The following is a 13160-nucleotide window of genomic DNA, read 5'->3' on the forward strand; positions in this document are numbered from 1 at the left end:
AGATTTTGTATAATTGTTCACCGGGTTTTCCCACCTCAAGTTTGTCTGCTTGAATGAGGTTTACTTATCAGATTCCTGACCAATTTCTGGCACATCAAAGTTTAGTTCAACTCACGGGTACGTTGTCGATTCAAAAGTTTTGAGTTAACTCCACAAAATTCACAACTCACAACTTATAACTCCGTACTCGGTGAGCACTTCAAATCCAGAGGGTTAAATCTATGCAGCTTCAAGGAAAAACAGCTCTTGTGACAGGGGCTTCTCGCGGAATTGGGCGCTCCATCGCCCTAGAATTAGCCAGACAAGGCATCAAACGTTTGTTGATTGTGGCGCGCAATCGCCAGCAATTAGTTGAATTAGCGACTGAAATCGAAGTTTTGGGTGTAGAAGCAGTGCCATTAGCTTTAGACTTAACTCAGTCGGTAGCAGTGAATATTGCGATCGCCCAAGCGTGGCGAGATTGCGGCCCAATTCACCTCCTGGTCAACTGTGCAGGTGTCGCGCACCAAGCATCATTCTTACGTTCCCCAGTCCCATTGATCGAGGAAGAAATCGCCTTAAATTTACTGGGAACTTACACAGTTACGCGCTTAATAGCCAGGAGAATGGCGGCCCAAAGAGACGGAACAATTGTCAATGTTTCGAGCTTGATGGGCAAAATTGCGGCTCCCACAATGGCAACTTATTCGGCTACTAAATTTGCCATTTTGGGCTTCACCCAAGCTTTACGCAGCGAGTTGACAGCGTATAATGTTCGAGTCACAGCTTTGCTCCCGTCGCTAACAGATACCGACATGGTGCGAGACTTGGAGCAATTTCGGTGGGTGGTGCCGACAACTCCCGAAAAAGTTGCCCTGGCGCTGGTGGCGGGATTGCACAAAGACGCGCCGGAAATCTTGGTAGGATATCAAAGTCATTTAGCGGTTTGGTGTCATCGAATTGCGCCTTGGCTGCTAGATTTTGTGTTGCGGATGGCGACTCCCCAACTTTCGGATAAAGCGCGGGGCGATCGCAAATTGCGAGAGGTTTTAGCTAGCGGGCGATAACCTTTTTAGTTTGAGGTAAACAGTTTGTAGGGTGCGCACTGCGCACCTTACCTTTGGCAAACACTCTAACTGTTAGTCACTCATCCTCATCAGAAAATAGCGACGGTAAATCCCGTTCTCCCCTCAGCACCCTGATAATTTCAATTCCACTGTCTATCGCCCGATAAAGAATAATGTAACCCATGAGAGGAAGCCCTCGCACAGAAACAGCTAGTTCCTCGTAACTACGCCCCATGTTAGGAAAGTTAATTAAATGGCGACACTTTCGATTGAATTCCTCGACAAACTGTTCTCCGGCTTCAATATTTCTAGCTGCAAAGTAATCAGAAATTTCATCTAAATCGCGACTCGCTTCTGGAGAAACAATGTAGCGACTCATCTTTAGTTCTCCCGCATTTTCCGAAATTTTTCCTGCAATCTTGCTATGACTATTTCTCCATCAATCCCTTCACCGAGATCGAGTTGAGCTATTCCTGTTGATACTTTTGGTCGCGTTTCTTCTACCCATTTTTGATAGCTGTTGCTCTCTTTGGGCTCGCTGTTGTCGGCTAGGAGTTCTAATGCAGCTGCGATTACCTCCTCCGCCGAAGGATATCTGCCACTTGTAACTTGTGCTTCTATGAATTTTTGCTGCTCAGGCTTGAGAGTAATTTTCATGGGGTTTACCTCTGAGAACCTTTAACTATTATATCATTTCCACTCGCCCTGAAGGGTAAAAGCCGCCCAATAATAGGGCGATCGCCATTTTTCTTGCGACATCATTTCCATCTGCGCCGCCCTCAAAGCTGCCGCCGGCGCTAACTTTTCTTGCAGCATTTTCTGATAAAACTTTTGCATCAATACAGAAGTTCCTTCATCGTCCACATTCCACAAACTCACCCCTACCCGCTGCGCCCCCGCATACATAAACCCTCTGGTTAATCCCACCATTCCCTCGCCTTGAATATTCTGCCCCAGTCCCGTCTGACAAGCACTTAAAACTACCAAGTTTGCGGATAGTTTCAAGTTGAAAATATCCGTGAGGCGCAAAAAGCCATTGACAAGATTGCCATTGTCATCCACCATCGACATCATAATTCCTGACAGTTCGGGATTTTGACTGTTGGCGATGCCGTGGGTGGCAAAGTGAACGATTTGATAATTGGCTAAACTGCCATCGGTAGCGGTAGCGCGAGTGGCCGCAAAATCAAATTGTTGAGTTCTAGCAACGGAAGGTACTAAACTTAATATTATGTCGGCTTCTTTGCGAGTAAAAGGCAGGCGTTTGGGCGGCCATGACATATTAGCAGCGCGGATCGATCGACTTAAACCGAGGTTATTTGACTCTAGCTTTTCGGTCGTTGCTTGAGTAACTGTACCCTTGACTCGTTCATCATCTAGACTGAAAACCGGATCTGCTAAAATTGCTAAAATTTGACTGGGCTGTTTTCTGTCGGCGTAATTTTGCCGGAGAATGCCGAGAGTTGAGGCGGAAGGCAAGGTAATAATTTCATTTCGAGCAATTAAGAAATTACTAGCATTTTGTTCTGCTGCCTGTGTCAGTGATAAAGCTGCAAAAGGAGTATAGTGCAGCACGCCGTCGGGAACAATTAATAGGCGTTTTTGTCCTAACTGCGCTGCGGCTGGCTGTAAAATTAACTGACTCAAAGCTGCACTGGATTCGGCAACTTTTTGGGGAAGTTCTCTCAAACGCGGGTTAGTTACAGTGTCTCGAAAATTCTTGGCTGCTGTCTCAATATCAACCTGTTTGGGAAGTTCGTAGCTGGTGATTCCGGTTGATGTCACAACCCACAAATAACTACGATTTTTGCCGAGGGAATATTGCAATAAAATCGTGTTTTCATCAAGAATCTGTTTTTGAATTTCTGGCAGTGTTAAAGGTTGGGGTTGGGTGAGGGAGGCATAGCGGGGACTGGTACTGCGAATTTGGGTTTGATTTTGCTGGTATTGTTGCAATAATTCCCGGCGTTTATTGTCGATTTCAGTGATTTTAGTGGGATTGGGGTTGGGACTGCTGATTGTTTCGATGCGCTGCTTTTCTGTGGTGTCTAGTTGCTGTTGCAAGCTCTTTTCTTGTTGCAGCAAATCGGGGGAAATACCCTCGCGAATGTTGGCATTACTTTCAGAGAGGAGTTCTAGGAAGCTGCGGGCTCTCGAACGTTCGCTGGCTTCTAAGGCTTTGGCATCATAACCGGATTTCGGATTAGTTTTATGCAGTTGCATTAACAAATCGATGTAGAATTGGTAGTAGTTTTGTACAGTGGCAAAGTAGGAGCTGCGGAGTTCTGGGCTGGCTATTTTGGTGCGGAGATTTTCGATGATTTCGAGAGAATATTCAATATTTTTGAGGGCTTGGGTAAGATTGTTTAGATCGCGTTTGGCATAAGCCATGCTGTAAAGACTGAGGGCTTCCTGTGTGCGATCGCCCACAGCCCTAGATAGGGGAAGAGACTGGTTGTAATACTCTAGCGCTTTGAGTTGTTCTCCCAATGCTGAGTAGACTAAGCCGATGTTGTTGAGGGTGCCAGCTTCTCCTGAGCGATCGCCCAGGGCCCGATATAGGTGAAGGGACTGGTTGTAATACTCTAGCGCTTTCTGTTTTTCTCCCAAATCTGAGTAGACTAAGCCGATGTTTTTGAGGGTGCCAGCTTCTTTCGCGCGATCGCCCAGGGCCCGAAATAGGGGAAGGGACTGGCTGACATACTCTAGTGATTTCTGTTGTTCTCCCAATGCTGAGTAGACACCGCCGATGTTGTTGAGGGTGGTGGCTTCCCCAGAGCGATCGCCCAGGGCCCGAAATAGGGGAAGGGACTGGCTGTAATACTCTAGGGCTTTGAGTTGTTCTCCCAATGCTAAGTAGACATTGCCGATGTTGTTGAGGGTGCCAGCTTCTCCTGAGCGATCGCCCACGGCCCGAGATAGGGGAAGAGACTGGCTGTAATACTCTAGCGCTTTCTGTTTTTCTCCCAAATCATCGTAGACTAAGCCGATGTTGTTGAGGGTGCCAGCTTCTCCTGAGCGATCGCCCACGGCCCGACGCAGGGGAAGGGACTGGTTGTAATAATCTAGCGCTTTGAGTTTTTCTCCCAATGCTGAGTAGACACTGCCGATGCTGGTGAGGGTGGCTGCTTCTCCTGAGCGATCGCCTACTGCCCGATATAGGTGAAGGGACTGGTTGTAATACTCTAGCGCTTTGAGTTGTTCTCCCAATGCTGAGTAGACACTGCCGATGTTTTTGAGGATGGCAGCTTCTCCTGATCGCTCGCCTACTGCCCGACTCAAGGGCAGGGACTGGTTGTAATACTCTAGGGCTTTGAGTTGTTCTCCCAATGCTGAGTAGACACTGCCGATGCTGGTGAGGGTGGCTGCTTCTCCTGAGCGATCGCCCACGGCCCGAAATAGGGGCAGGGACTGGTTGTAATACTCTAGCGCTTTGAGTTGTTCTCCCAATGCTGAGTAGACATTGCCCATGTTGTTGAGGGTGGTGGCTTCTCCTGAGCGATCGCCCACGGCCCGAAATAGGGGCAGGGACTGGCTGTAATACTCTAGCGCTTTGAGTTGTTCTCCCAATGCTGAGTAGACATTGCCCATGTTGTTGAGGGTGGTGGCTTCTCCTGAGCGATCGCCCACTGCCCGACTCAGGGGCTGGGACTGGCTGTAATACTCTAGGGCTTTGAGTTGTTCTCCCAATGCTGAGTAGACATTGCCCATGTTGTTGAGGGTGCCAGCTTCTCCTGAGCGATCGCCGAGAGTCCGATATAGGGGAAGAGACTGGCTGTAATACTCTAGCGCTTTGAGTTTCTCTCCCAAATTTGAGTAGACTAAGCCAATCTTGATGAGGGTGTTCGCTTCCCCTCGGCGATCGCCGAGAGTCCGATATAGGGGAAGAGACTGGCTGTAATACTCTACCGCTTTGAGTTTCTCTCCCAAATCTGAGTAAACTAAGCCGATGTTGTTGAGGATGCCAGCTTCCAGTGAGCGATCGCCCCCGGCCCGACTCAAGGGAAGGGACTGGCTGTAATACTCTAGTGCTTTCTGTTTTTCTCCCAAATCTGAGTAGACAGCGCCGATGTTGTTGAGGGCGATTGCTTCTCCTGGGGGGTCGCCCACGGCGCGACTTATAGGTAGCGACTGGCTGTAATACTCTAGCGCTTTGAGTTTTTCTCCCAAATCATCCCAGATATTACCGATGCTAGTGAGCATCACAACTTCTTTCGCGCGATCGCCCGCTTCCCGAAACAATTTTAATGCTTCTTCCAACTTGACGAGCGCACCTCTTTTTGCTTCGGCTGTTCCTTGATTGTAGAGTTGTTCTGCTTCTTTGACAGCTTTTTGGGCAGCCTTCCTAGTGCTAATTTGTGCCGTTTGTACGGCTTTACCAACGGGTACGGTTGCTGCTACTGGCTGACTTAACTGAAGCGAAAGCGCGATCGACATTCCAGCTAAAATCAATTGAGGGCGATCGAACATAACTACCCCTTTGGTATTTTTTTCAATCTTAATCATTAGCCCGCTTAGTGTAAAGGCGGGAATTGATAATTGGTAATTGGTAATTGCTTGAGAAAGTATCTCACTTACATGAATTTTTTTTAACTATCGTATCACTTCCACTCCCCTTGCAGCGTAAAAGCAGACCAATAATAGGGAGAATTCCATTTGTCCTGTTCCATCATTTCCATCTGAGCGGCTCTTAAAGCCGTGGCAGGTGATAACTTTTGTTGGAGCATTTTTTGATAAAACTTTTGCATCAATACCGCAGTTCCTTCATCATCCACATTCCACAAACTCACCACCATTCGTTGAGTACCTGCATACATAAAACCTCTGGTTAATCCCACCATGCCTTCGCCTTTAATATTCTGGCCAATTCCCGATTGGCAAGCACTTAAAACCACTAAATCTGCGGACAATTTTAAGTTAAAAATATCTGTGAGTCGTAAAAACCCATTCACAAGATTGCCCTTGTCATCTACCATCGACATCAGAATTCCTGACAATTCTGGATTTTTACTGTTGGCAATGCCGTGGGTTGCCAAGTGAAGGATTTGATAATTGGCCAAACGGCCATCGGTAGCAGTAGTGCGACTGGCATCAAAATCTAAATTTTGACTGCTAGAAGCTGAAGGTACTAAACTTAAGATTGTTTGGGCTTCTTGGCGGGTAAAGGGTAGGCGCTGGGGCGGCCATGCCAGATCGGAACTACGCAGCGATCGACTTAAACCCTGGTTCTGAGATTCTAACTTTTCCGTTGTTGCTGGCGTCAGCTTTCCTTTGATTCTTTCATCATCTGGACTAAAAACTGGATCGGCTAAAATTGCTAAAGTTTGAGTGGGTGGTTTTCTGTCTCCGTAATTTTGCCGGAGAATTGCGAGAGTAGAAGCGGAAGGTAAAGTGATAATTTCATGTTGGCTGATTAAGGGAAGGTAGGCATTTTGTCGGCTGCTTAGGGAAATAGTTAAAGCGGGAAAAGGGGTATAGTGTAAAATACCATCGGGAACGATTAATAAGCGTTTATCGCCTAATTGGCTGGCGGCGGGTTGTAAAATTAATTGACTGAGATTTGCACTGGCTGCGGCAACTTTTTGGGAAATATTTCTCAACCGGGGGTTGGTAACGGTGTCTCGGAAATTTCGGCTGGCGGTTTCTATCTCGGCGCGTTTTGGTAATTCATAGCTAGTTAGTCCCTTTTGGCTAATCACCCAAAGATAACTGCGGTCTTTGCCGAGGAAATATTGCAATAAAATAGTGTTTTCATCGATAATTTGTTTCTGAATTTCTGGGAATGTTAAAGGTTTGGGTTGGGTAAGGGCTGCATACCGGGGGCTGGCGGTACGAATTTGGGTTTGAATTTGCTGATATTCTTGCAAAAGTGCGAGCTGTTGTTTGTCTATTTGTTCGATTTCCGTTGGGTTGGGATTGGGGAGGCTAACTGCTTCGATGCGCTGTTTTTCAATGGCATTTAGTTGCTGTTGCAAGCTCTTTTCTTGTTGAAGTAAATCGGGTGCAATGCCTTCGCGAATGTTGGTGTTTGTTTCTTGGAGGAGTTCGAGGAGGCTGCGGGCTCTCGAAAGTTCGCTGGCTTCTAAGGCTTTGGTATCATAACCTAATTTAGGATGAGTTTTGTGCAGTTGCATTAACAAGTCAATGTAAAATTCATAGTAGTCCTGTACGGTAGCAAAGTATGAGGTGCGGAGTTCAGGGCTGGTAATTTTGGTGCGGAGATTTTCGATGATTCTGAGAGAGGCTTGAATGTCCTGGAGGGCTTCGTTAAGATTATTTTGGTCGCGTTTGGTAACAGCTATATTGTAAAGGATACCAGCTTCAATCGATCGCTCGCCGATGGCCCTACTCAGGGTGAGCGACTGACTATAATACTCCAAAGCTTTCTGTTTATCTCCCACATCTGAGTACATACCCCCGATGTTGGTGAGGCTGACAGCTTCGCCCCGACGATCGCCCACTGCCAAAAGTAGGGGAAGGGATTGTTTGTAATACTCTAAAGCTGTCTGTCGATCTCCCAAATAGTTGTGGATATTACCTATGTTGCTGAGAGTGATAGCTTCGCCGTGGCGATCGCCTACGGATCGTTTCAGCGTCAGCGATTGGGTTAAATACTCTAAAGCTTTCTGTTTTTCTCCCAAATCGTCGTAGATTCTACCAATATTGTTGAGAGTGATACCTTCGTGCCAGAGTTCGCCCAGTGCCCGAAGCAGGGGAAGGGATTGTTTGTAATACTCTAAAGCTGTTTGTTGCTCTCCCAAATAGTCATAGACAGCCCCAATGTTGTCGAGGGTAACAGCTTCCTGGGAGCGATCGCCGACGGCGCGACTCAGAGTAAGAGATTGGTTGTAATAATCTAAAGCTTTCTGTTTTTCTCCCAAATTGTCGTAGACACCCCCGATGTTGCTGAGGATACCAGCTTCGTGCCAGCGATCGCCAATAGTCCGAATTAGAGGAAGGGATTGGCTGTAATACTCTAAAGCTTTCTGTTGCTCTCCCAAATTTGAGTAAACTAAGCCTATGTTGGTGAGGGTGATAGCTTCAAGCGATCGATCGCCTAAAGTCCGACTGAGGGGAAGGGATTGGCTGTAATACTCTAAAGCTTTCTGTTTTTTTCCCAAATTGTCATAGACAGCCCCGATGTTGTTAAGGGTGATAGCTTCCTGTGAGCGATTGCTAGTAGCCCGACTCAGGGGCAGGGATTGGTTGTAATAATCTAAAGCTGTTTGTTTCTCCCCCAAATCGTCGTAGATTCTGCCAATGTTATTGAGCGTGATTGCTTCTTTGGTGCGATCGCCAGCTTCCCGATACAGCTTTAATGCTTCTTCCCATTTGGCGATCGTACCTCTTTTTGCTTCGGCAGTTCCTTGCTGATAGAGTAGTAATCCATCATTTAATGCTTTTTGGGCCGCCTCGATACTGCTATTTTGTGCTGTTTTTACGGCTTCCTCAACAGGCGTGGCGGCTGCACCGGGCTGACTTAACTGAAGCGAAAGTCCGATTAATATACCCGCCAAAAACCATCGAGTGCGATCGAACATAGTCAGCCCTTGTGTATTTTATTTAATCTTAATCATTTTTTCAGTTACCCTTAACCGGATGTTGACCGTAAAAAGGCAAAGCATCCGACCAATCTGGACGACTACCCATTTGCCACTCCAAATAAGCCAATTCTAATACGCTAGAAACCGACGCACCCAACCCGCTAGTAGCTTCAATCAACTGATAAGAATTACCCCAACCATCCAACTTTTCCTGCCAAGATTCAGGAGTCATCACCGTATCAGGAAACAACTCATTCAAACCCGAATCTTGATTAACTGAATAAACAGCCCCAAATAATTGACCGCGCTGTGCAGGCATTTGCACCGCCACATCATCTCTCAAAAGCCCCCCCTTAATAAGGGGGGGTTGGGGGGGTTCCAATTCCAAAAGCCCCCCCTTAATAAGGGGGGGTTGGGGGGGTTCCAATTCCAAAAGCCCCCCCTTAATAAGGGGGGGTTGGGGGGGTTGTGCCCAAGCAAAAGCCGCCAAAGTTGAAATAGCAAAAATCGGAATATCCAACTGTTGAGCCAAAGTCCGGGCTGTCACCATACCAATGCGAGTCCCCGTGAAACCTCCTGGCCCCTTAGCAACTGCAATAAAAGCCAAATCCGCCCAAGTTTGCGGCTGAATAAACTCAACTAAATACTGGTGCAAATGAGTTGCTAAATCCCGATCCAAATTCCAAGTTGCAGAGCGAGATTCACCGGCAAAATTGCTGATGGCGAAACCAAGTTCGCGACTAGCTGTGTGCAAGGCTAAGCCGTATTTTTTAACTGAGGTTGCGGATTTGGGATGGCTATTCATTATTTATTGATAATTTTCCTTAATAAAAAACAGAGGAGAAGCTACAACTAAGCAAGCCAAAAGAAAGCCAAATATTCCCGTATTTAAAATCCTGGAATTTCCCATGCTTCCGGCCATCAGAAACAACAATACTAAAGTTGCAAATAAATTGTTATTCGCAAATTCTTTATTTTGGGAAACTTGATACTTGACGAACATAAAAGCCACTGAAATTATCAGGGCAAACATAGCATTAAAAATCACTATTTGAGAGCCAAAGATAAACCAAACTAAGCTAAACATCAGTAAGTCTATCCAAAACTCTTTTGTTTGCAACTTGGGCAACCAAAAATCTTGGGTAGCAAGGGGCGCGATTTGCTTAGCTAATTTATTATGACTCAGGCGAATGATTTTATTTCTTAACTTAATCTTTGGGTCAATTTGCAATACTTGCTGCCACTCTGGCGCGCGGGAATTGTTAACTCTGCCCAACAGCTTCACGGCTGCAACTTTATTTAACTGCAAATCGGTGAGTCTGGTGGTAATTATTTGAGCTAAGTGCGGATAATAAACGGGATTGTCTGGAGTTCTGTTGATGACGATATTCAGCTTGTGCTTGGCTTGGTTAACTTGAATTATCACATGATATGGGGCGATCGCCTCTTGCAAAGCTTGTTGAATTGCGGCGTGCTCTTGGGGACTGAACAGGGACACACCGGGCGCAGGTGTCAGCACCCGTTCTGCGGGTTCCTCCGGCGCGTCTAAAACAGGCGAAGCCTCTAAATATACCGGTTTGGGGTTCAGTTGCCGGATGACGGCTGATACTGAACTATAGCGCCGATTGGTGGCACTTTGGAGCATGGTGTCGAGGATGCGGCCGAAATCGTCGCTAACAGCGGTTTTCAAATAATTTCGCCACGCCCAAGTATCCTCGGTGGTGTCGAACAAATCGAAGGGGGGAATTTGAGTCAGTAAATGAATGCAGGTAACGCCCAAACTATAGATATCGCTGGCAAAAACTGCCTTACCCATCAGTTGTTCTGGGGCCGTATAAGCAGCGCTACCGATGATTGTACCAGTTGGCTGCAAGCCCGGTGCTGTTACTTTTTTAGCGGCACCAAAATCTACGAGAACAATATCTTTTTGAAACGGAGATGGTTGAAAGGAATTTTCTAGTGGTGGTAAAGGGGTTGGGGAGAGTCGGCGACGAATAATATTTTCGGGTTTGATGTCACGGTGAATGACTTTTGATTTGTGGACAAAGTGGAGGACTGGTAATAAATCCTGGAGGATTTTACGAATTTGAGTTTCGGTGAATGCTCCTTTTTGTTCTAGTTCTTGAGCTAGGTTTTTGCCGTCTATAAATTCTTGTACTAAATATTGTCTGCCGTTTTGTTCAAAATGTGCTAATAATTCGGGAATTTGCGGGTGTTTGCCTAATATTTGTAGCTGGGCTGCTTCTTGGTGAAATAGTCGATCGGCTTTTTCAGCGGGGTTTTTTTGGGGTAAGGATTGCTTGATGACGCACTGGGAAAAAATCTGGGGTTTGGTTTCATCTACTGCTAGGAATGTTCGACCAAAACCGCCTTGTCCGATCGGCTTTATGGTACGGTAGCGAGATGCTGGCGAGGCTTGTGCGTCTGGAGTTAACAATAATTGTGAGCCGCAACTTTCGCACAATTCTGCATCACCGAGGTTTTGCGGATGCTGACAAGTTGGGTTTAAGCAATAGCTCATTGGATTTTAGATTTTATATTTTAGATTATTGATTGGTAATTGGGAATTGGGAATTGGGAATGGGGAATTGGGGAATTGGGGAATTGGGAATTGGTTATTGGCAGCTCCAAGCGACGAAAAAATTACCAATTACCAATTACCAATTACCAATTACCAATGACTAATGACCAATGACTAATGACCAATGACTAATGACCAATGACCAATGACCAATGACTAATGACTACTGACTAATGACTAATGACCAATGACCAATGACTAATGACCAATGACTAATGACCAATGACCAATGACTAATGACCAATGACTAATGACCAATGACTAATGACCAATGACTAATGACCAATGACTAATGACCAATGACTACTGACTACTGACTACTGACTACTGACTTAAGTTGGTACGAGTTCGCCCGGCCGCAATTTTGCCCATTTTCCCATTTCTTCCTTGAAACTTTCACAGCCGACTACATCCCATTCCATTTCTACTTCATCTTGGCGGGGGCGGATGTTGACGTTGATTGTGGGTTCTACGGGGTCGAAATCGGGGGTTTCGGTGAGGTGAGGCTGTTCGTGCTGTCCTTCTACGGCGTGGTAAGTGAAGCAGCGGTCTACATAATGGCAGTTAACACAAATACACATCTTTGATATCCTCTGTGCATTTCAAAAAAATTGGTGAATTTCGAGCTTTCTGTTAATCTAGCGTAACCAGAGTTTTATGGTTGTAAGTTTATTTATTTTTGTTGCGATGTCGAATAGTTTGCCACCTACATTATCTCCTGATTCTTGGCCGTTTGATTTGGAACTGCTGACACCACCTGCTTATTTGGTGGGGGGTGCGGTGCGGGATGCGTTACTGGGAAGGCGATCGCCTTATTTTGATTTAGATTTTGTTATGCTAACACGGGCAGTGAAGACTGCTCGAAAAATTGCCGATCGCACTAATGCTGGGTTTGTCTTGTTGGATGCGGAAAGGCAAATTGCACGGGTGGTGTTTGCGGGCGGTACGGTGGATTTGGCGCAGGCGGAAGGGGGGAGTCTGGAGGGGGATTTGTGGCGCAGGGATTTTCGGATTAATGCGATCGCCTGCAATCCTTTTACCGGAGAAATCATCGATCCTGTGGATGGTCAAACTGATTTGCGGCTGGGTTTGGTGCGGATGATTTCCCGCGCCAATTTGGAAGATGATCCGCTGAGGTTATTAAGAGCTTACCGTCAAGCGGCGCAGTTGGGTTTTGCGATCGAACCGGAAACCCAGTCGGCGATTCGCGAATTAGCACCGCTGTTGAGTCGGGTAGCGGTGGAACGGGTGCGGACAGAATTGGGTTATTTGTTAAGCAATCCTAACGGCGCACCTTGGATTTGTCGGGGTTGGGAAGATGGTTTGTTTTCGATTTGGTTTGAAAGTGCGATCGACCGTTTTGATACTTTAACCAAAATTGACCAATCTGCTGACCAATTAACAACAATTTACCCGGAATTAGGAAAGGAATTCGGACGCCCGATTCGAGATACGATTAAAACGCCGTTGTTGGCTGTGGCTAAGTTGGCTATTTTGGCAGATACTGACCCAACAATGGCTGAAACTGAGTTGCTACGGTTAAAGTATAGCAATGCTGAGATTAAAAGTGCGATCGAGCTTGTGAAATATTTGCCCAAATTGCAACAAAAGGCAATCTCTGAAATGTCTTTGCGAGAACAGTATTTCTTATTTCGAGATGTGGGAATAGTATTTCCCGTTTTAGCAGTTTTAGCCGTAGCGGTGGGAGTTGCGATTGATGAGATTTCACTATTAATTAATCGCTATCTTGATGCGGGCGATATAGTTGCACATCCGACACAATTAGTTAGCGGCAATGATTTAATGGAATATTTAAATATGCCCAGAAGTCCGCAAATTGGTCAATTATTAATGGAAATTCAATTAGCGCGGGTGGAGGGGAGAATTTCTACTCGCGAAGCCGCGCTAAAATTGGCAGCCGAGTTGATTGATATTCATTGATTTTACAACTCTCGCCCCAGTCAACCCCAACTTTAAACCCCAATATTT

9 protein-coding genes are annotated in these 13160 nt (G+C 46.1%); 2 read left to right on the forward strand and 7 right to left on the reverse strand.

Annotated features, from left to right (window positions below):
• Positions 1–221 precede the first annotated feature (221 nt).
• Positions 222–1046, forward strand: a complete 825-nt coding sequence (locus AAFP14_RS14900; protein WP_341733032.1) for an SDR family NAD(P)-dependent oxidoreductase — start codon at positions 222–224, stop codon at positions 1044–1046.
• Positions 1047–1122: 76 nt separating this feature from the next.
• Here the strand turns inward: AAFP14_RS14900 and AAFP14_RS14905 are convergent, their stop codons facing one another.
• From AAFP14_RS14905 to AAFP14_RS14935, 7 genes are all read right to left on the reverse strand, one after another.
• The gene (locus AAFP14_RS14905) at positions 1123–1425 is read right to left on the reverse strand and encodes a type II toxin-antitoxin system RelE/ParE family toxin (protein ID WP_341733033.1); all 303 of its coding nucleotides are present in this window, start codon (positions 1423–1425) and stop codon (positions 1123–1125) included.
• 2 nt (positions 1426–1427) lie between these two features.
• A complete protein-coding gene (locus AAFP14_RS14910; RefSeq protein WP_341733034.1) occupies positions 1428–1703 on the reverse strand; it encodes a ribbon-helix-helix domain-containing protein in 276 nt (91 codons plus the stop codon).
• 33 nt (positions 1704–1736) lie between these two features.
• Positions 1737–5552 carry a tetratricopeptide repeat protein gene (locus AAFP14_RS14915; protein ID WP_341733035.1) on the reverse strand — a complete coding sequence of 1272 codons (3816 nt, stop codon included), beginning with the start codon at positions 5550–5552 and terminating at the stop codon, positions 1737–1739.
• A gap of 95 nt (positions 5553–5647) precedes the next feature.
• Complete coding sequence (locus tag AAFP14_RS14920; RefSeq protein WP_341733036.1) at positions 5648–8587, reverse strand: CHAT domain-containing protein; 2940 nt, start codon at positions 8585–8587, stop codon at positions 5648–5650.
• 40 nt (positions 8588–8627) lie between these two features.
• Complete coding sequence (tsaB, locus tag AAFP14_RS14925; protein WP_341733037.1) at positions 8628–9395, reverse strand: tRNA (adenosine(37)-N6)-threonylcarbamoyltransferase complex dimerization subunit type 1 TsaB; 768 nt, start codon at positions 9393–9395, stop codon at positions 8628–8630.
• Between the two features lie 3 nt (positions 9396–9398).
• Positions 9399–11111 carry a serine/threonine-protein kinase gene (locus tag AAFP14_RS14930; protein WP_341733038.1) on the reverse strand — a complete coding sequence of 571 codons (1713 nt, stop codon included), beginning with the start codon at positions 11109–11111 and terminating at the stop codon, positions 9399–9401.
• Positions 11112–11503: 392 nt separating this feature from the next.
• Positions 11504–11752: a Ycf34 family protein gene (locus AAFP14_RS14935; RefSeq protein ID WP_341733039.1), complete on the reverse strand. Its 249-nt coding sequence runs from the start codon at positions 11750–11752 to the stop codon at positions 11504–11506.
• Positions 11753–11858: 106 nt separating this feature from the next.
• On the opposite strand from AAFP14_RS14935, the gene AAFP14_RS14940 reads away from it, so the two are divergent.
• Positions 11859–13112 (forward strand): CCA tRNA nucleotidyltransferase, encoded by a 1254-nt coding sequence (locus tag AAFP14_RS14940; protein ID WP_341733131.1) that lies wholly within the window; start codon positions 11859–11861, stop codon positions 13110–13112.
• Positions 13113–13160 lie beyond the last annotated feature (48 nt).

It is taken from the genome of Microcoleus sp. EPA2 (genome assembly GCA_020882975.1).
GTDB lineage: Bacteria > Cyanobacteriota > Cyanobacteriia > Cyanobacteriales > Microcoleaceae > Microcoleus.

Bases quoted from the DNA above. Each gene is read 5' to 3' on its own strand.
- AAFP14_RS14900 (WP_341733032.1), top strand. From the start codon at position 222: ATGCAGCTTCAAGGAAAAACAGCTCTTGTGACAGGGGCTTCTCGCGGA.
- AAFP14_RS14905 (WP_341733033.1), bottom strand. From the start codon at position 1,425: ATGAGTCGCTACATTGTTTCTCCAGAAGCGAGTCGCGATTTAGATGAA.
- AAFP14_RS14910 (WP_341733034.1), bottom strand. From the start codon at position 1,703: ATGAAAATTACTCTCAAGCCTGAGCAGCAAAAATTCATAGAAGCACAA.
- AAFP14_RS14915 (WP_341733035.1), bottom strand. From the start codon at position 5,552: ATGATTAAGATTGAAAAAAATACCAAAGGGGTAGTTATGTTCGATCGC.
- AAFP14_RS14920 (WP_341733036.1), bottom strand. From the start codon at position 8,587: ATGTTCGATCGCACTCGATGGTTTTTGGCGGGTATATTAATCGGACTT.
- tsaB (WP_341733037.1), bottom strand. From the start codon at position 9,395: ATGAATAGCCATCCCAAATCCGCAACCTCAGTTAAAAAATACGGCTTA.
- AAFP14_RS14930 (WP_341733038.1), bottom strand. From the start codon at position 11,111: ATGAGCTATTGCTTAAACCCAACTTGTCAGCATCCGCAAAACCTCGGT.
- AAFP14_RS14935 (WP_341733039.1), bottom strand. From the start codon at position 11,752: ATGTGTATTTGTGTTAACTGCCATTATGTAGACCGCTGCTTCACTTAC.
- AAFP14_RS14940 (WP_341733131.1), top strand. From the start codon at position 11,859: ATGTCGAATAGTTTGCCACCTACATTATCTCCTGATTCTTGGCCGTTT.